Genomic DNA, 16953 nt, shown 5'->3' on the forward strand with positions numbered 1-16953 from the left:
GGCTTTACTTCGGCGGCGGCGGTGCCAGCACCGTGCGGTCGCCGTTGTGCTCGGGCGGGCTGACCACGCCGGCCGCTTCCATGGCCTCGATCAGTCGCGCTGCACGGTTGTAGCCGATCTTCAGCCGGCGCTGCACGCCGGAAATCGAGGCGCGGCGGGTCTCGGTGACCACCCGCAGCGCTTCGTCATACAGCGGGTCGGACTCGTCGCCGGCCGCACTGGTCTCGGGCAGGCCGGTGGCACCGACGACCACGCCGTCGCCCATCGTCTGCACCTCGTCCAGCACCCCGTCGATATAGTCGGCCGGGCCCATCGCCTTGAGGTGCTCGACCACGCGGTGCACTTCGTCATCGGACACGAACGCACCATGCACGCGCTCGGGCAGCGCGGTGCCCGGCGGCAGGTACAGCATGTCGCCGTGGCCCAGCAGGGTTTCCGCGCCGGACTGGTCGAGGATGGTGCGCGAGTCGATCTTGGAGCTGACCTGGAAGGCGATACGGGTCGGGATGTTGGCCTTGATCAGGCCCGTGATCACGTCCACCGACGGGCGCTGCGTGGCCAGGATCAGGTGGATGCCGGCCGCACGCGCCTTCTGTGCCAGGCGCGCGATCAGCTCTTCCACCTTCTTGCCGACGATCATCATCATGTCGGCGAATTCGTCGATGAAGATGACGATGAACGGCAGCGTCTCCAATGGACGCGGCGCCTCGCCCAGCTCCGGGTTCGGCTTGAACAGCGGGTCCATCAGCGGCTGGCCGGCATCCTGCGCTTCCTTCACCTTCTTGTTGAAGCCGGCCAGGTTGCGCACGCCCACCGCGCTCATCAACTTGTAGCGGCGCTCCATCTCGGCCACGCACCAGCGCAGGCCGTTGGCAGCCTCCTTCATGTCGGTGACCACCGGCGCCAGCAGGTGCGGGATGCCCTGGTAGACGCTCAGCTCGAGCATCTTCGGGTCGATCATCAGCATCCGCAGATCTTTCGGCGAGGCCTTGAACAGCAGGCTCAGCACCATCGCGTTGACCGCCACCGACTTGCCCGAACCGGTGGTACCGGCCACCAGCAGGTGCGGCATGCGCGCCAGATCGGCCACGGTCGAGCGCCCGGCAATGTCCTTGCCCAGCGCCAGGGTCAGCACGCTGGCCGACTTGTCGTATTCCTTCGAGCGCAACAGCTCGGACAGGTAGATCATCTCGCGGGTGACGTTGGGAATTTCCAGGCCGATCACCGACTTGCCCGGAATCACGTCGACCACGCGCACCGACTTCACCGACAGGCCGCGCGCGATGTCCTTGTCCAGCGAACTGATCTGGCTGACCTTGATGCCCGGCGCGGGCTCGATCTCGAAGCGGGTGATGACCGGGCCGGGATTGGCGCCGACCACCTGGGCGTCGATGCGGAAATCCTTCAGCTTGAACTCGATCTGCCGTGACAGCGCGTCCAGGGTTTCCTTGTCGTAGCCCACCGGCTGCGGCTTGGGGTCGTCCAACAGGGCCAACGGCGGCAGGTCCGAGCCGTCGCCGTTGACGCCACGGAACATCGGGATCTGCGTGTCGCGCTTGGCCCGGTCACTCTTCTCGATCACCGGTTCCGGGCGCGGCTCGATCTTCACCGGCTCGCGCTTGGCGCGGACCTCGGCATCGGCCTTGCGCACTTCCTGGCGCTCCTCGCGCATCACCCGGGTCTGCTGCCACTCGGTGACTTCTTCCTTCTTGCGCGCCAGCAACGGTGCCAGCGACATCACGCCACGGCCGATCTTTTCCATCACCGTGAACCAGGACAGCCCGGTGGCCAGGGTAATCGAGGCCAGCAGCAGCACCAGCACGAACAGGTTCGCGCCCAGCGCACCGAAGCCCACCGTGAGCGAATTGCCAACCAGCTTGCCGAGAATGCCGCCGGCGCTGGAGACATCGCCACTGAACAGGCGTACATGCAGGAAGCCGGTGCCGGCGATCAGGAATCCGACCAGGCCGACCAGGCGCAGCGCCGGGTCCAGGTCGTTCTCGCCCTTGCTCTCGCGCTTGAGGCCGAACATGGCAATCCACGACAGCGCACCGAGCACCACCGGCAGCAGGAAGGCGATGTAGCCGAACAACTGCAGCAGCACGTCGGCGATCCAGGCGCCCGCGCGACCACCGAGGTTGTGCACCGGCGCGACCACGCTGCCGGTATGCGACCAGCCCGGATCCGTCGCTGAATAGGTGAAAAGACTTGCCGCCAGATAGAGCAGGGCCGGCGCGATCGCGATCAGGCCCAGGTCGCGCCAGAGGCGCTGGCGGCGTGGATTGTCGGTCGTCGCCGCAGCAGCCGTGCGACGTGACGCCTTGCTGTCGTCCGACTTGGAGCGTTCAGGGACCTGCTTCGCCACCTTAGACCATACCTTTGGAATGCGCTGTTAGTGATTGATAATAAATGAGACGGCGTCAGTTTTCAGTTATGCGACTTCTGACCGGGCCCGGACAGGGCCGAAACCACCGCTGGATGACGGCGTTCTGTTCATCGGCTTGAATCGCCCTGCCCCAGCCGCCACTCTATGACCAGCCACGGATGCTGCGCAAACATCGCCAGCGCCTTGTCCCATCTACCTTTTCGCGAGTCTACATGAGCACCAGCCTGCCCTCCCGCCACCAGCGCCTCGTCATCCTCGGTTCCGGACCGGCCGGCTGGACCGCCGCCGTCTACGCCGCCCGTGCCAACCTGAAGCCGGTCGTCATCACCGGCCTGCAGCAGGGCGGCCAGCTGATGACCACCACCGAGGTGGACAACTGGCCGGGTGACGCCCACGGCCTGATGGGCCCGGACCTGATGGCGCGCATGCAGGCCCACGCCGAGCGCTTCGAGACCGAGGTCATCTTCGACCACATCCACACCGCCGACCTGTCGCAGCGCCCGTTCAAGCTGATCGGCGACAGCCACGAGTACACCTGCGACGCGCTGATCATCGCCACCGGCGCCACCGCCAAGTACCTGGGCATCCCGACCGAAGACGAGTTCAAGGGCCGCGGCGTGTCCGCCTGTGCCACCTGTGACGGCTTCTTCTACCGCGACCAGGACGTGGTCGTGGTCGGCGGCGGCAACACCGCGGTGGAAGAGGCCCTGTACCTGTCCAACATCGCCCGCAAGGTCTACCTGGTCCACCGCCGCGACACCCTGAAGGCGGAGAAGATCATGCAGGACAAGCTGTTCAGGAAGGTGGCCGAAGGCAAGATCGAGACCGTCTGGCACCACCAGGTGGAGGAAGTGCTGGGCAACGACGCCGGCGTGACCGGCGTGCGCGTGAAGTCCACCCTGGACGGCGGCACCCGCGACATCGATGCCCACGGCTTCTTCGTGGCCATCGGCCACCACCCGAACACCACCCTGTTCGACGGCCAGCTGGCGATGAACAACGGCTACCTGGAAATCCGTTCGGGCCTGGGCGGCAACGCTACCCAGACCTCGGTGGAAGGCGTGTTCGCCGCCGGCGACGTGGCCGATCAACACTACCGCCAGGCGATCACCTCGGCCGGCTTCGGCTGCATGGCCGCACTGGACGCCGAGCGCTACCTGGACGCGCAGGGCAAGGCCAGCTGAAGCGCTGATTATGCTCTGTAGAGTCGAGCCATGCTCGACTCAGGAGAAAGGCCGACGCGAAAGCGTCGGCCTTTCTCGTTACATCCCTGCGGCAGCCGTATTCTCAGGCAAGCCATTTCGATCAGGGCCGGCCGCATCGGGAACACAACGAACAGTGTGAGGCACGGGCTGCGACTTGACCCCATCCGCATCCAACACATGCGTCTCCCAGCCGAGCGTCCCCACGCTGTCGCGACCGCAGCTGAGTTGCATCCTGCTGGGCTGGTCAGGCGAATCGATGACCACCGTCCGTCCGCTGCAGTTCCACCCTGATGGGCACAGCGTATTGCGGGTGATCAGGCTGATCGGGAATTGCGGATGGCCCGCAAACGCCACGTCCACCTCGCGCGAGTCGCCGGATGGAACGTCGACATCTGCGATCGGCTGCCCGGACAGCGGCTCACACGTCTTTCCTGTTGCCCACAGGCGATAGCCCTTCTCCACCCCTTTCATCGACGCCGAGCGGAAGACGGGGTCCTGCAGCGCCTTGGCATCATCCGGATTCGTGTGAAACGCCGTCTCTACGATGATCGATGGCATGTGCGCCTCTCGGTTCTCCCCCTTGTTCAGCGCGTGCGGAGCGGGAGCCACGGTGAATGCCGCATACTCAGGTAGCGAGTGAATCAGCTCCTTCATCGAGCACAGGACACTCTCTGCAAGAGCAGCATCCATCGGCCTACCAGGTTGCACGATCACACGAGTACCGCGCGCGGCCCCCGAGGGTTCTCCATTGCTGTGCAGATGAATCGCTACCTCAGCTCCGTGGTGGTTTGCGAGAAGCGGCCGACTGTTGATGTCTTCACGCTCCTCCCGATCCCAAAGCGTACTGCCTGCGTACGTGTTCCATATCTTTGTCTCGGCCGGATACTGCTCGGCAATCGCGTGGCGCGCAGCTATGGTCCACCACTCCTCACCACTCGGAGGATGAGTCGTTCCCGTGATCTGAACGCGCGGACGGACGACAGGCATTTGGTTCCTTTGCTCGATCATCGCCTTCAGCTCCGCAGCGTACGACGGAGTCAACAACCCCTCGGAGACGCCATTCCATTCATTCCTTGAGGTCACCCACCGGTTGTCCTTGTAGCTGTAGAAATACCCATGGCCGGCTGCGACAAATGCCATCCCGGACCCAGGCGTTCCACGCATCCGCCTCAGCGCATCCCCCGCTTTCCGCGCCGCATCGTCCGCAGCCTTTATCTCAGGAAAGTAGTATTCGATCTCTTTCCCGTCATACAGAAAAACGACACGACTGAACGGCGCCACCTGCTCGGCCCAATGCAGTAGTCCAAAACTGATCTCGCTTCGCTGATCCTCGAACGACGGTCCGTAATCGGCAGGAACGAAGTCACGATCCAGCGCCACGGTCACTACACCGTTGGCGATATCTGCTGATACCTCAACCCGGCGACTACGTGCCTGGCCATCCACGAGACGAACGCGCTCCAGAATGTCGCGCGCCTTCTGGGTCAAGAGGATGTCGAGCCCAGTGTCCTGCTCCACCGCAGGAGGAGCGTCAACGGCCTGCGCGGGGCTTATCAACAGTCCGCCACCCAGAAGAGACAGCAGGACAGAAAGGGATCCAAGGCGAAATTCCTGGTTCATTTTGGCTACTCCATGCAAAGAGTGAATGCACCGCTCCAGCGGCGCAGCTCACTCTGCCCCTGTGCATTCAGGCATTCCGCAACCAAGCGCACACGGATGGAGAGTTCAAACTTTCCTCACCCCCAACCGGAACAAACCAACCCAGCCTCGCCAACACCGTTCGTGATCCACCTGGCCTATCCTTGCCAACCATGCCCTCCGCCAGCTTCCTCGACTCCCTGCAGTCCATTCCCGCCACCGATTGGGATGCCCTGCACGACGGCCAGAACCCGTTCGTCAGCCACGCCTTCCTCTCCGGCCTGGAACAGCACGGCTGCCTGCGCGAGGACTGGGGCTGGCAGCCCCGGCACTTCACGCTCTGGGAAGGCGACACCTTGGTCGGCGCCATTCCGGGCTACCTGAAGACCAACTCCCACGGTGAATTCGTGTTTGACCATGCCTGGGCCAACGCCTATGCCCGCCATGGCCGCGACTACTACCCGAAATGGCTGGGCGCGGTGCCGTACTCGCCGGTCACCGGGCCGCGCCTGCTGGCGCGTCACGATTCAGGACGGGCCGCATTGCTGTCGGCATTGCGCGAGGCGCTGCCGGCACTGGACGTGTCGTCGGCCCACATCAACTTCCACACCGCCGGCGACGAGGCGCTGTTCGGCGATGACTGGCTGCTGCGCGAAGACGTGCAGTTCCAGTGGCAGAACCCGGGTGACTGGGCGACCTTCGACCAGTTCCTTGGCGCGATGGACCACAAGCACCGCAAGAACATCCGCCAGGAACGGGCCAAGGTCACGCGCCAGGGCATCACCTTCCGCGTGGTGCATGGCGACGACGCCAGTCGCGCCGACCTGCAGGCCATGTACCGCTTCTACCTGCAGACCTTCCTTGAGTACGGCAATGCCCCGGCGCTGACCGAGGCTTTCCTGCGCCATCTGGCCATTTCATTGGGACGCGGGCTGGTGCTGTTCCTGGCCGAGCAGGAAGGCCAGCCGATTGCCGGCGCCCTCTGCCTGCGCGGCGGTGACACGCTGTACGGCCGCTACTGGGGCGGCGCCACCCTGCCCGGCCTGCACTTCGAAGCCTGTTACTACCAGGGCATCGAGTACTGCCTGCGCGAAGGCCTGAGCCGTTTCGAACCCGGCGCACAGGGCGAGCACAAGCTGGCGCGGGGCTTCCTGCCGACGCTGGTGCGCAGCCGGCACTGGGTGGCTGATGCGGATTTCGCAGAAGCACTGCAGGACTGGTGCCGGCAGGAACGGCGCGATGTGCGGCGCTACCAGCAGGAGCTGCAGGGGCATGGGCCATTTCGCGCGGACGGGTGACCTGCCAACCAAGGTTGGCATCTACCGCGGCATTCACGCGGGGCCGCGACGAATACAATGCCGGCATGACCCGCCAGCTGCCCTGGCGCCTGGCCGACGCGCCGGACGCCCCCTTCCCGCCGGCCGAGACCGCCCTGCGCCAGCCCGACGGCCTGCTCGCCGTGGGCGGCGACCTGCACCCGGCGCGCCTGCTCAACGCGTATGCGGGCGGCATCTTTCCATGGTTCAGCGAGGGCGAGCCGATCCTGTGGTGGTCGCCCGACCCGCGCATGGTGTTCCGTACCGATGGCGTGCATCTGTCCAGCCGCTTCCGCCGCCAGTTGCGCGGCAGCACATGGGAGGTCACCGCCGACACCGCCTTCAGCCGGGTGATGCGCGCCTGTGCGGCGGCACCGCGGCCCGGCCAGGACGGCACCTGGATCAGCCCCGACATGGTCGAGGCCTACAGCCAGCTGCATGACCTCGGCTTTGCCCACTCCTTCGAGGTCTGGGACCGGCAGACGCTGGTCGGCGGCATCTACGGGGTGGCCATCGGGACGATGTTCTTCGGCGAGAGCATGTTCAGTGGCGCCAGCGGCGGCTCCAAGATCGCCCTGGCCGCGCTGGCATCCACGCTTCACGGCTGGGGCTGGGCGCTGATCGATGCCCAGGTGGAGAATCCGCACCTGCTGCGGATGGGCGCCGAGCACCTGCCGCGCGCGGCGTTCCTGCAGCACGTCCGCCACGCGGTGCGCCATGACGGCCGTGAAGGCCCCTGGACGCAGGCGGTCGGACGCCTGCCGGCACAGCGTTTGGCCGGGGGTTAACACAAACTTTGCAAGCTGGGCCGGTCACGCGTAAAATACTGCGCCTTAGGCCCAGCGTGGCCGTTTTCTGAACCGCACAGGACTACATGTCGAAAGACGATTCCATCGAGTTCGAGGGCACCGTCAGCGAGACGCTGCCGAACACCACTTTCCGCGTTCGCCTGGAAAATGGGCACGAAATCATCGCCCACATTTCCGGCCGCATGCGCAAGAACTACATCCGCATCCTCACCGGTGACCGGGTCAAGGTTGAAATGACCCCGTACGACCTGACCAAGGGTCGTATCACCTACCGCATGAAGTAAGCGGTCGGCGCGTTGCGCCACTGCGACAAGGCCAGCCCTGGTTGCTGGCCTTTTGTCATGCCTGCAATCCGGCCCTGCCGGAGGTCATCGTGACCGAACGCACCGTGGCGTCGGTCAGCCCTGCTTGCGGCAGATTCGCATCTTCATCCGTGGCGGCATCGTGGGACCCGATCCAGTCCGGATCGCCATTCCCCTGCCCCGCCATGAACATGCTCACGTTGACCGCCCTGCTCGTCGCCGTTGCCACGTCCGCCAGCGCATCGCCTGTGCGCGCCGCCGAGCCCCCTTCCACGGCCAGTGACTGCATCCAGCTGGGCAGCGACCAGCAGATCGTGCGCGCCGGCGTTTCGCGGAACATCCTGCTGCGCAATGGCCAGGACCACTATGTCGTGCACTTCCAGAACGACTGCTCCACTGCCGGCTACTCGCGGAAACTGAGCTTCATCACCGAAGGCCAGCAGGGCCTGCTGTGCAGCGCCGGCCGCAGCCAGCTGCGCACCGATGCCGACCACTGCCGGGTGGCGCAGATCGAACCGATCGACGAAGCCACCTTCCAGAAGAAGGCCCGCCAGCGCGGCCGTTGATGGCACACATGACAAGGGCGGCCTAAGCCGCCCTTGTCATGAAGGGCGTCACCGCACAGGCGCCACCAGTGGAAGCACCCGCGGCTGCTCGTGCTGCCGCGCCAGCCAGAGATCGTAGCTGGATTGCAGCCCCATCCAGAAAGCCGCCGTACTGACCCCAGCCATTTCCAAGCGAATGGCCAGATCGGGGCTGATGCCCGCCTTCCCGTTCAACACCCGCGACAATGCCACCCGCGACATTGCCAAGCGCTCGGCCGCTTCGGTCACCGAGAGATCCATCGGATCGAAAACCATTGCCTTGATCGTCTGCCCCGGGTGTGGATGGTGATGAATCATGCGCGGCCTCAGTGATAGTCCAGGTAGTCCAGCAGCTCCACGTCGCCACCGGTGAAACGGAAGGTGATCCGCCAGTTCCCATTGACCCACACAGACCAATGCCCCTTCAGGTCGCCGCGCAGCTTGTGGGGGCGCAATCCAGGCATGGCGAGATCCTCGGGACCTGACGCCACATCCAGGATCGACAGGATCATCAGCACTCTGCCGGTGTGACTGTGCCGGACCCCGCTGCTGCTACCGGAACGGTAGAGCCGCTCGAGGCCCTTGTGGCGAAAACCGATGATCATCACTGTATCCCGTATCGTTGCGCGATACAAATGAAGCAATGCCCCATCGCGCTCACGGAACAGCATTGATGCCTCCGTACCCGCTCAGCAAGGCCGTAGGCGACAGGCCCAGAACAACCAAGGGCGGCCGAAGCCGCCCTTGTCATTTCAGGTCCGCCGGGCCAGGCCCGGCGTCAGCTCACTCCACGGTGACCGGCAGCAGGCGCTCCGGCTCGGCCTGGGTCTCGACGACCAGCTCGTCGTCGCGGACATCGATGTTCACCTTGCCACCGTTGACCAGTTTGCCGAACAGCAGCTCGTCTGCCAGAGGACGCTTGATCTTGTCCTGGATCACGCGGGCCATCGGGCGCGCACCCATCAGCGGGTCGAAGCCGTGGTGGGCCAGCCAGTCGCGCGCGGTCGGCGTGGCCGACAGGCTGACGTGCTTGTCCTGCAGCAGCATCTCCAGCTCGATCAGGAACTTGTCGACCACGCGCAGGATGTGCTCGAAGCCCAACGCCTGGAACTGCACCACCGCATCGAGTCGGTTGCGGAATTCCGGGGTAAAGCTGCGGCGGATGGTCTCCATCGCGTCGGTGGCATGGTCCTGCTTGGTGAAGCCGATCGAGCGCCGCGAGGCCTGCGCCGCGCCGGCATTGGTGGTCATCACCAGCACCACGTTCTTGAAGTTGGCCTCGCGACCGTTGGTATCGGTCAGCACGCCGCGGTCCATCACCTGCAACAGGATGTTGAAGATATCCGGGTGCGCCTTTTCGATTTCGTCCAGCAGCAGCACGCAGTGCGGCGTCTTGACGATCTTTTCGGTCAGCAGGCCGCCCTGGTCGAAGCCGACATAGCCCGGAGGGGCACCGATCAGGCGGCTGATCGAATGCGGCTCCATGTACTCGGACATGTCGAAGCGGACCAGCTCGATGCCCAGCTGCAGCGCCAGCTGCTTGGTCACCTCGGTCTTGCCGACACCGGTCGGGCCGGCGAACAGGAAGTTGCCGATCGGCTTTTCCGGATTGCCCAGGCCCGAGCGGGCCAGCTTGATCGCCGAGGACAGCGTCTCGATGGCCGGGTCCTGGCCGAAGATCACCATCTTCAGGTTGCGCTCCAGGTGCTGCAGCACGTCCTTGTCGGTGGCACTGACCTGCTTGGTCGGGATGCGCGCCATCTTGGCCACGATCGCCTCCACTTCCTCGACGTCGATCAGCTCCTTGCGCTGGCCTTCCGGCAGCAGCCGCTGGCGGGCACCGGCCTCATCGATCACGTCGATGGCCTTGTCCGGCAGCAGGCGGTCGCCGATGTGCTTCACCGACAGGTCCACTGCCGCCTGCAGCGCTTCGTCCGAATAGGTCACGCCGTGGTGCAGCTCGTACTTGGACTTCAGGCCCTGCAGGATCTCGTAGGTCTCGCCCACGGTCGGCTCGACGATGTCGATCTTCTGGAAGCGGCGGGCCAGCGCCCGGTCCTTCTCGAAGATGCCGCGGTACTCCTGGAAGGTGGTCGAGCCGATGCAGCGCAGCTCGCCGGAGGCCAGCGCCGGCTTGATCAGGTTGGACGCATCCATGGTGCCGCCCGAGGCCGAACCGGCACCGATGATGGTATGGATCTCGTCGATGAACAGCACCGCATTGGGGACCTTCTTCAGTGCGGTCAGCACGCTCTTCAGGCGCTTCTCGAAGTCGCCGCGGTACTTGGTGCCGGCCACCAGCGCGCCCAGGTCGAGCGAGTAGATCACCGCGTCGGCCAGCACGTCGGGCACCGAGCCCTCGACGATGCGGCGGGCCAGGCCCTCGGCAATCGCGGTCTTGCCCACGCCGGCCTCGCCCACGTACAGCGGGTTGTTCTTGCGGCGGCGGCACAGGACCTGGATGGTGCGCTCGATCTCGTCGGCACGGCCGACCAGCGGATCGATGCGGCCCGACCGCGCCTGTTCGTTGAGGTTGCTGGCGAACTCGGTCAGGGCATCACCCTTCGGCTCGCCCTCCCCGCCTTCGATGCGGCCTTCGCCCTCGGAGGAGGAGGACGGCTGCTCGCCTTCCTCGCCCAGCTTGGCGATGCCATGGGACAGGTAATTGACCACGTCCAGACGGGTCACGTCCTGCTGGTTGAGGTAATAGACGGCATGGGAGTCCTTTTCGCCGAAGATGGCGACCAGCACGTTGGCGCCGGTGACCTCCTTCTTGCCCGAGGACTGCACGTGGTACACGGCCCGCTGCAGCACGCGCTGGAAGCCCAGGGTCGGCTGGGTATCACGGCCGTCATCTTCGGCCAGGCGGGACACGGAAGCCTCGATGGCCTGCTCCAGCTCCTGGCGCAGGCGTTCGGCGTCGGCACCACAGGCCTTCAGTACGGCCTGGGCGGACGGGTTGTCGAGCAGTGCCAACAGCAGGTGTTCGACCGTCATGAATTCATGCCGGGCCTCACGGGCGCGCTTGTAGCACTGGCCGATGGTGTGTTCGAGGTCTTTGCTGAACATGGATTACTCCGGCGGCAGATGGGGACAATATGCGGCCTGACTACGCGATTTCCATCACCCTAGCGGATTGCTGCGTTCAGATGGCGTTAGCAGTGCAGATCGCTTGATCTTCATTCACTCCAGGACAGCCCACCCAGCATGAGCGAACCCTACCTGAGCCGCTGGCGATTGCGGCGTGATGGCGCGGCCATCGAGACGCCCCACGCCCAGCTCTGGCCGGTGCTGACCGCCGACGGCGAACCGGCGATGCTGAAGGTCAGCAGCGAAACCGAGGAGCAGAACGGCCATCGCCTGCTGCGCTGGTGGGACGGTGCCGGCGGCGATTCGCTGCGGCAACGTTCGATCGAGGGCGACGATGATGCCTGTACCACGATCCTGTGCCAGGTCCTGCGGCAGCTGCACCGGCCACGGAGCGCGCCGCCAGCGGAACTGGTCTGCCTGCGTACATGGTTCGCCGACCTGCTGCAGCCAAGGGCCGCGCTGCCGCCACTGCTGGAACAGTGCAGATCACTGGCGGAGCGGGTGTTGCGGGAAGAACACGAGATCCGGCCGCTGCACGGCGACCTGCACCACGACAACGTGCTGGATTTCGGCGCGCGTGGCTGGCTGGCGATCGACCCGAAGCGGCTGCTGGGCGACCGCGCGTTCGACTACACGACAATGTTCAGCAACCCGGACCTCTGTGGCCCGGGCATCCATGTGGCCACCCGGCCCGAGCGGTTTGCCGCCCGGCTGGAACAGGTCAGCGCGCTGGCTGGGCTGGAACGGGCGCGCCTGCTGCGCTGGATCGCCGCCAGCGCGGCACTGTCGGCCGTGTGGTTCCGGGACGATGGCGACCCCGCCGACATCGACGAAGCGGTGGCGCGGATGGCGCTGGAGGCGTTGGCGGAGGCGTGACCTCCGCGCGTGGTGGGCGCACTCCATCCGGGATCATTGCGCCGGGACGAAAAGCAGCCGAGCATGGGCTCGGCTCTACAGGTTTCTGCCTTGGTAGGTGCCCACCTTGGTGGGCACGCCGTGTTCGGAGTCGATGTACCCGGACGAGGATCGGCAGCCGGTCAGGCCTTTTCCATCGTGCACAGCAGCGGGTGCTGGTTCATCCGCGAGTACTCGTTGACCTGGGCAACCTTGGTCTCGGCCACTTCGCGGGTGAACACCCCGCAGACGCCGCGGCCGCGGGTATGGACGTGCAGCATCACCTGCGTGGCCTTGTCCAGGTCCATGCTGAAGAACTGCTGCAGCACATCCACCACGAAATCCATCGGGGTGTAGTCGTCGTTGAGCAGCATCACCTGATAGAACGGCGGCGGCGCCACTTCCGGGCGCGCGGGCTCCACGGCAACGCCGTGCTCGTGCTGGGAATCGGGGGAGGACTCATGGGGCATCCTTCCATTATAGGGGTAGCGCCGGACCTGCGTCGGCCCGCCGCAGATTGGACGGCACGCACGCCCCCCGTCACAATTGCACCATCTTTCAACACTGCTTCACAGGATCTTCATGAAAAGGACCCTTCTCTCCACCCTGCTGATCACCCTGGCTGCTGCCGGTTCTGCCGCCGCGGCGACCAGCGCCGACAAGTCCGTGGCCCGCCACCTGGACAAGCTGGGCTATACCTACGAAGTCGACGAGGATGGCGACTACCGCATGGTCTTCGACGTCGAGGGCGACCGCACCCAGATGGTCTACGTGCGCTCGGCGGTGGAAGACTTCGGCAGCCACAACATCCGCGAGATCTGGTCGCCGGCCTACAGCGCCAAGACCAAGCAGTTCCCGGTGGCCGTGGCCAACCGCCTGCTGGAAGATTCGCAGGACGCCAAGATGGGCGGCTGGGTAAAGCAGGACACCACCGCCATGTTCGTGGTGAAGATCGACGCCGATGCCACCGCCGACCAGCTCAGCGACGCCATCGATGCGGCCATCCGCACCGCCGACGCGATGGAGCTGGAACTGACCAAGAAGGACGAGTTCTGAGTTGAACGCCACGCCGGACCCGCGCTGGGCACCGCACGCCACCGTTGCCACCGTGGTGATCGACGGCGGCCGCGTGCTGCTGGTCGAGGAGACCATTGACGGCCGCCAGGTGCTGAACCAGCCGGCCGGCCACCTCGAGCCAGGCGAAAGCCTGGCCGAGGCCGCCCTGCGCGAGACCCGCGAGGAAACCGGCTGGACGGTGCAGCTGACCCACTTCATTGGCTGCTACCAGTGGACTGCCGGCGACGGCACGGCCTTCCTGCGCTTCTGCTACGCGGCGCGCCCGGTTTCGCACGACCCGGCGCAGCCGCTGGACACCGGCATCGACCGCGCGCTGTGGCTGACCCCGGCCGAGCTGCAGGCCGCCGGCGAGCGCCAGCGCAGCCCGCTGGTGTGGCAGGTGGTGGCGGATTACCTGGGTGGCCAGCGCCACCCGCTTTCGCTGGTCCGGGAGGTCGCATGAGCACTCCGCGTGTGATGGTGGGCGTCTCCGGCGGCGTCGATTCCTCGGTCGCCGCCTGGCGCCTGGTACAGCAGGGCGAGGCCGTGGCCGGCCTGTTCATGCAGAACTGGGCCGACGATGGCAGCGGTGATTGCCGTGCCGAGGATGACCGTCGCGACGCGGTGGCCGTGTGCGGCCTGCTGGGCATCCCGTTCCACTTCCGGGACTTCTCCAGCGAGTACTGGCAGGGCGTGTTCGAGCACTTCCTGGCCGAGTACGCGGCCGGCCGCACCCCGAACCCGGACGTGCTGTGCAACCGTGAAGTGAAGTTCAAGCATTTCCTGGACGCCGCCCGCGAGCTGGGCGCCGAGCGCATCGCCACCGGCCATTACGCACGGGTGACCCAGCGCGGCCACCAGTGGCTGCTGCTGCGCGGCGCCGATCGATCCAAGGACCAGAGCTACTTCCTGCATCAACTGGGCCAGGAACAGCTGGCAGCCACCCTGTTCCCGATCGGCGACCTGGAAAAGAGCGACCTGCGCCGGATCGCGCGCGACGTCGGCCTGCCGACCCACGCCAAGAAGGACTCCACCGGCATCTGTTTCATCGGCGAGCGCGACTTCCGCGAATTCCTCGGCCGCTACCTGCCGGCCAAGCCCGGCCAGATCCTCGACCCGGCCGACGGCAGCGTGATTGCCGAACACCCGGGCGTGTTCTATTTCACCCTGGGCCAGCGCGAGGGTCTGAACATCGGCGGCGTGCGTGGCCGCCCGGCCGCGCCGTGGTACGTGGTTGGCAAGGATGTGGCCAGCAACGTGCTGTACGTGGACCAGGACCGCGACAGCAAGTGGATGCTGTCCGACCGCCTGCGTTCGGAAACCGCGCACTGGATCGCCGGCTCACCGCCGGCACGGCGCTTCGAATGCACCGCCCAGACCCGCTACCGCCAGCCCGACGAGCCGTGTACGGTCCAGGTGCTGGACGATGGCAGCGTGCTGGTCACCTTTGCGCGCCCGCAGCGTGCCGTTACCCCCGGTCAATCGCTGGTGCTGTATGACGGTGATGTGTGCCTGGGCGGCGCGGTGATCGCCGCCACCGATGCGCCGCTGGAACAACGCCTGCGCACCACCCCCTCCCCTTTTGAGGTAATCGCTGCATGAGTTTCACTGTCGACGACCGCGTCCTGGCCCTGGCCGGCATTGCCCAGGCCCTGCAGCAGGTGCGCCGCATCGCCGATACCGGCCATTCCGACGCCGCCGCCGTGCGCACCGCCGTGGACAGCGTGTTCCGCGTCGATGCGTCCTCGCCGCAGGCGGTGTTCGGTGACCGTCATGCACTGAAGTCCGGCCTGCGCCTGCTGCACAACTACTTCCGCAGCCAGGGCCAGGACCCGATCCTGCCCAAGCTGGCCCTGTCGGTGCTGCAGCTGGAGCGCCGCTTCGTGCAGGATGGGGCGACCGTGAACAAGGTCGCCTCGGGCATCGAGCGCGCCCAGCGCCAGGCCACCGAACTGGGCGACAGTGGCCACCCGGACGTACTGGCCAACCTCGGCGGCCTGTATGCCGACACCATCAGCCACCTGAAACCGCGGGTGATGGTGCAGGGCAACCCACACTACCTGGGCCAGGCCGGCGTGGTGGCGGAGATCCGTGCCCTGCTGCTGGCCGCGGTGCGTTCGGCGGTGTTGTGGCGCCAGCTGGGCGGCAGCTACTGGGACTTCCTGTTCAGCCGCAAGGCGATGATCGAGGCCGTGGACCGCCTGCTGGCCTGAGGGTGCGGGGTCAGAGCCCTTTTCCATGGAAAAGGGATCCGACCCCGTTGCGCCTGCCCAAGGGGTCGGGTCCCTTTCCGGCACGGAAAGGGCTCTGACCCCGAGGCCGCCAAGGCGCCGGAAAACCGGCGCATTCAGAATGCACTTCGAGGCACATCGACGTTAAAGAGAAAGGGGGTACGGCCGATACATCCTCCGTGCACCTCCCGAGAACGTCCATGTACTCACGCATTTTCATCCGTCTGGCCGCCCCCCTGGCTCTGACCCTGCTGCTCCCCTTCGCCATCGGTTTCGAATGGCCGGCCGCCCTGCGCTGGGCGATCCTGACCACGATGACGCTGAGCTGGCTCGGCTTTGCGTGGTGGACCACCCGCGCCCAGGCACATCGTTCCCCCGAGCACGCCCGTGTCCTGCGCGAACAGGACCAGCTGCTGACCGAGCTGCGCAACTTCGTTGGCAACGAGATCGACGGTTCGCGTGGCGAAGTGGAACGCGCCCGTGACCTGATCCGCCAGGCCGTCTCCAGCCTGGGCGGCAGCTTCGATGCCATGAACCGCAAGTCGCGCCAGCAGAGCCAGGCCCTGTCGCGCATCGTCGACCGCGCCGGTGATGAAGGCAATGCCGGCCTCGACGTCGCCCGTTTCGCCCAGCACGCCAGCCACCGCATGGAACAGCTGGTGGAAGCACTGGAGCAGGTGAGCGGCCAGAGCAGCACCACCGTGCAGCACATCGACCAGATGGCGCAGCACCTGGATGGCATCTTCGCGCTGCTGGAAGACGTCAAGTCGATCGCCGACCAGACCAACCTGCTGGCGCTGAACGCGGCCATCGAAGCGGCGCGTGCCGGTGAAGCCGGTCGTGGCTTCGCCGTGGTCGCCGACGAAGTGCGCAACCTGTCCGAGCGCTCGACCACCTTCAACGAGCAGATCCGCAAGCTGGCGCACAGCTCCAAGGACGCCATTGCCAAGGTGCGCGAGACGGTCTCGCACATGGCCTCACGTGACATGGACCGCTCCCGCGAAGCGCGCCAGGAAGCGGCGGCGATGCTCGACAATGTCGCGCAGATCAATGCCTCGCTCGGCGACGGCATGCGCGAAGTGTCCGAGTGCGCCCGTGCGATCGATGGCAGCGTGGCCGAAGCCGTGCGCGCCCTGCAGTTCGAAGACATCGCCACCCAGGCCCTGGGCGGCGTGCACACCCACCTGGACCGCCTGACCGCGATCAACCGCGAAGCGGTGGCCCTGCAGGAGCTGCTGCACCGCAATGGCGGCGTGTTCGACGAAGAGATCGCCAGCGCCCTGCAGCGCACCGGCAATCGCCTGCGCGAGCTGCGCAGCGAATGGGAACGCCCGCCGCACAAGCCCGTCGCCCAGCAGAGCATGGGCGCCGGCACCGTCGAGCTGTTCTGATCCTGATGTCCGCTGCCCTCGCCGGCAGCCCGCAAGGCCCCGGTTCGTCCG

General features: G+C 66.0%; 18 protein-coding genes. 11 read left to right on the forward strand and 7 right to left on the reverse strand.

Translation table 11 applies throughout. The annotated features are described in order from the left end of the window. Nucleotides 1-4: 4 nt before the first annotated feature. On the reverse strand, nucleotides 5-2365 hold the full coding sequence (locus VG561_RS00995) for a DNA translocase FtsK (protein ID WP_014647088.1): 2361 nt from the start codon (nucleotides 2363-2365) through the stop codon (nucleotides 5-7). A gap of 233 nt (nucleotides 2366-2598) precedes the next feature. On the opposite strand from VG561_RS00995, the gene trxB reads away from it, so the two are divergent. Beyond that, nucleotides 2599-3570 (forward strand): thioredoxin-disulfide reductase, encoded by a 972-nt coding sequence (gene trxB / locus VG561_RS01000; RefSeq protein WP_014647087.1) that lies wholly within the window; start codon nucleotides 2599-2601, stop codon nucleotides 3568-3570. 78 nt (nucleotides 3571-3648) lie between these two features. On the opposite strand, the gene VG561_RS01005 is transcribed toward trxB, so the two are convergent. Beyond that, complete coding sequence (locus tag VG561_RS01005) at nucleotides 3649-5211, reverse strand: N-acetylmuramoyl-L-alanine amidase family protein (protein ID WP_423179287.1); 1563 nt, start codon at nucleotides 5209-5211, stop codon at nucleotides 3649-3651. Between the two features lie 191 nt (nucleotides 5212-5402). On the opposite strand from VG561_RS01005, the gene VG561_RS01010 reads away from it, so the two are divergent. The 3 genes from VG561_RS01010 (at nucleotide 5403) to infA (ending at nucleotide 7638) form a co-directional block, all read left to right on the forward strand. Continuing rightward, complete coding sequence (locus VG561_RS01010) at nucleotides 5403-6527, forward strand: GNAT family N-acetyltransferase (protein WP_262093998.1); 1125 nt, start codon at nucleotides 5403-5405, stop codon at nucleotides 6525-6527. Nucleotides 6528-6592: 65 nt separating this feature from the next. Further along, the gene (aat, locus tag VG561_RS01015; RefSeq protein WP_014647084.1) at nucleotides 6593-7333 is read left to right on the forward strand and encodes a leucyl/phenylalanyl-tRNA--protein transferase; all 741 of its coding nucleotides are present in this window, start codon (nucleotides 6593-6595) and stop codon (nucleotides 7331-7333) included. 86 nt (nucleotides 7334-7419) lie between these two features. Beyond that, nucleotides 7420-7638 carry a translation initiation factor IF-1 gene (gene infA, locus VG561_RS01020; protein ID WP_005409596.1) on the forward strand — a complete coding sequence of 73 codons (219 nt, stop codon included), beginning with the start codon at nucleotides 7420-7422 and terminating at the stop codon, nucleotides 7636-7638. 55 nt (nucleotides 7639-7693) lie between these two features. Here infA and VG561_RS01025 read toward each other — a convergent pair whose 3' ends face one another. After that, entirely contained in the window at nucleotides 7694-7855 is a 162-nt protein-coding gene (locus VG561_RS01025) for a hypothetical protein (protein ID WP_153643327.1), read from the reverse strand. Between VG561_RS01025 and VG561_RS01030 the strand changes: the two genes are divergently transcribed. After that, nucleotides 7848-8222 (forward strand): hypothetical protein, encoded by a 375-nt coding sequence (locus tag VG561_RS01030; RefSeq protein ID WP_141098667.1) that lies wholly within the window; start codon nucleotides 7848-7850, stop codon nucleotides 8220-8222. The two genes, VG561_RS01025 and VG561_RS01030, sit on opposite strands and share 8 nt — an antisense overlap. A gap of 48 nt (nucleotides 8223-8270) precedes the next feature. Here VG561_RS01030 and VG561_RS01035 read toward each other — a convergent pair whose 3' ends face one another. The 3 genes from VG561_RS01035 to clpA all read right to left on the reverse strand — a co-directional run bounded on the left by VG561_RS01035 (nucleotide 8271) and on the right by clpA (nucleotide 11309). Beyond that, nucleotides 8271-8558, reverse strand: a complete 288-nt coding sequence (locus tag VG561_RS01035; protein ID WP_241883843.1) for a HigA family addiction module antitoxin — start codon at nucleotides 8556-8558, stop codon at nucleotides 8271-8273. Nucleotides 8559-8566: 8 nt separating this feature from the next. Then, nucleotides 8567-8911: a type II toxin-antitoxin system RelE/ParE family toxin gene (locus tag VG561_RS01040; RefSeq protein WP_262093999.1), complete on the reverse strand. Its 345-nt coding sequence runs from the start codon at nucleotides 8909-8911 to the stop codon at nucleotides 8567-8569. Nucleotides 8912-9023: 112 nt separating this feature from the next. Beyond that, entirely contained in the window at nucleotides 9024-11309 is a 2286-nt protein-coding gene (clpA, locus tag VG561_RS01045) for an ATP-dependent Clp protease ATP-binding subunit ClpA (protein ID WP_032961881.1), read from the reverse strand. A 138-nt stretch (nucleotides 11310-11447) separates the two neighbouring features. On the opposite strand from clpA, the gene VG561_RS01050 reads away from it, so the two are divergent. Beyond that, nucleotides 11448-12206 carry an aminoglycoside phosphotransferase family protein gene (locus VG561_RS01050; RefSeq protein WP_423179288.1) on the forward strand — a complete coding sequence of 253 codons (759 nt, stop codon included), beginning with the start codon at nucleotides 11448-11450 and terminating at the stop codon, nucleotides 12204-12206. A gap of 161 nt (nucleotides 12207-12367) precedes the next feature. Here VG561_RS01050 and clpS read toward each other — a convergent pair whose 3' ends face one another. Continuing rightward, nucleotides 12368-12694 (reverse strand): ATP-dependent Clp protease adapter ClpS, encoded by a 327-nt coding sequence (gene clpS, locus VG561_RS01055; protein WP_005416477.1) that lies wholly within the window; start codon nucleotides 12692-12694, stop codon nucleotides 12368-12370. Between the two features lie 112 nt (nucleotides 12695-12806). Between clpS and VG561_RS01060 the strand changes: the two genes are divergently transcribed. The 5 genes from VG561_RS01060 to VG561_RS01080 all read left to right on the forward strand — a co-directional run bounded on the left by VG561_RS01060 (nucleotide 12807) and on the right by VG561_RS01080 (nucleotide 16902). Next, entirely contained in the window at nucleotides 12807-13280 is a 474-nt protein-coding gene (locus VG561_RS01060; protein WP_053495614.1) for a hypothetical protein, read from the forward strand. 1 nt (nucleotide 13281) lies between these two features. Beyond that, a complete protein-coding gene (locus VG561_RS01065) occupies nucleotides 13282-13743 on the forward strand; it encodes an NUDIX hydrolase (RefSeq protein WP_014647078.1) in 462 nt (153 codons plus the stop codon). After that, complete coding sequence (gene mnmA, locus VG561_RS01070) at nucleotides 13740-14882, forward strand: tRNA 2-thiouridine(34) synthase MnmA (RefSeq protein WP_049403980.1); 1143 nt, start codon at nucleotides 13740-13742, stop codon at nucleotides 14880-14882. The genes VG561_RS01065 and mnmA overlap by 4 nt, the downstream gene beginning before the upstream one ends. After that, nucleotides 14879-15493, forward strand: coding sequence for a high frequency lysogenization protein HflD (gene hflD, locus VG561_RS01075; protein WP_032961893.1), 615 nt, complete (start codon nucleotides 14879-14881; stop codon nucleotides 15491-15493). The genes mnmA and hflD overlap by 4 nt, the downstream gene beginning before the upstream one ends. Before the next feature lie 218 nt (nucleotides 15494-15711). Next, nucleotides 15712-16902: a methyl-accepting chemotaxis protein gene (locus tag VG561_RS01080; protein ID WP_014647075.1), complete on the forward strand. Its 1191-nt coding sequence runs from the start codon at nucleotides 15712-15714 to the stop codon at nucleotides 16900-16902. Nucleotides 16903-16953: the final 51 nt, after the last annotated feature.

The sequence above is a fragment of the Stenotrophomonas sp. CASM110 genome (assembly GCF_049384345.1).
Lineage (GTDB): Bacteria > Pseudomonadota > Gammaproteobacteria > Xanthomonadales > Xanthomonadaceae > Stenotrophomonas > Stenotrophomonas muris.

What these genes read in the sequence shown, in the direction of transcription:
- aat (WP_014647084.1), top strand. Translation starts at nt 6,593, where the DNA reads ATGACCCGCCAGCTGCCCTGGCGCCTGGCCGACGCGCCGGACGCCCCC.
- VG561_RS01005 (WP_423179287.1), bottom strand. Translation starts at nt 5,211, where the DNA reads ATGAACCAGGAATTTCGCCTTGGATCCCTTTCTGTCCTGCTGTCTCTT.
- trxB (WP_014647087.1), top strand. Translation starts at nt 2,599, where the DNA reads ATGAGCACCAGCCTGCCCTCCCGCCACCAGCGCCTCGTCATCCTCGGT.
- infA (WP_005409596.1), top strand. Translation starts at nt 7,420, where the DNA reads ATGTCGAAAGACGATTCCATCGAGTTCGAGGGCACCGTCAGCGAGACG.
- hflD (WP_032961893.1), top strand. Translation starts at nt 14,879, where the DNA reads ATGAGTTTCACTGTCGACGACCGCGTCCTGGCCCTGGCCGGCATTGCC.
- VG561_RS01050 (WP_423179288.1), top strand. Translation starts at nt 11,448, where the DNA reads ATGAGCGAACCCTACCTGAGCCGCTGGCGATTGCGGCGTGATGGCGCG.
- clpS (WP_005416477.1), bottom strand. Translation starts at nt 12,694, where the DNA reads ATGCCCCATGAGTCCTCCCCCGATTCCCAGCACGAGCACGGCGTTGCC.
- VG561_RS01030 (WP_141098667.1), top strand. Translation starts at nt 7,848, where the DNA reads ATGCTCACGTTGACCGCCCTGCTCGTCGCCGTTGCCACGTCCGCCAGC.
- VG561_RS01040 (WP_262093999.1), bottom strand. Translation starts at nt 8,911, where the DNA reads ATGCTGTTCCGTGAGCGCGATGGGGCATTGCTTCATTTGTATCGCGCA.
- VG561_RS01060 (WP_053495614.1), top strand. Translation starts at nt 12,807, where the DNA reads ATGAAAAGGACCCTTCTCTCCACCCTGCTGATCACCCTGGCTGCTGCC.
- mnmA (WP_049403980.1), top strand. Translation starts at nt 13,740, where the DNA reads ATGAGCACTCCGCGTGTGATGGTGGGCGTCTCCGGCGGCGTCGATTCC.
- VG561_RS01010 (WP_262093998.1), top strand. Translation starts at nt 5,403, where the DNA reads ATGCCCTCCGCCAGCTTCCTCGACTCCCTGCAGTCCATTCCCGCCACC.
- VG561_RS01080 (WP_014647075.1), top strand. Translation starts at nt 15,712, where the DNA reads ATGTACTCACGCATTTTCATCCGTCTGGCCGCCCCCCTGGCTCTGACC.
- VG561_RS01035 (WP_241883843.1), bottom strand. Translation starts at nt 8,558, where the DNA reads ATGATTCATCACCATCCACACCCGGGGCAGACGATCAAGGCAATGGTT.
- clpA (WP_032961881.1), bottom strand. Translation starts at nt 11,309, where the DNA reads ATGTTCAGCAAAGACCTCGAACACACCATCGGCCAGTGCTACAAGCGC.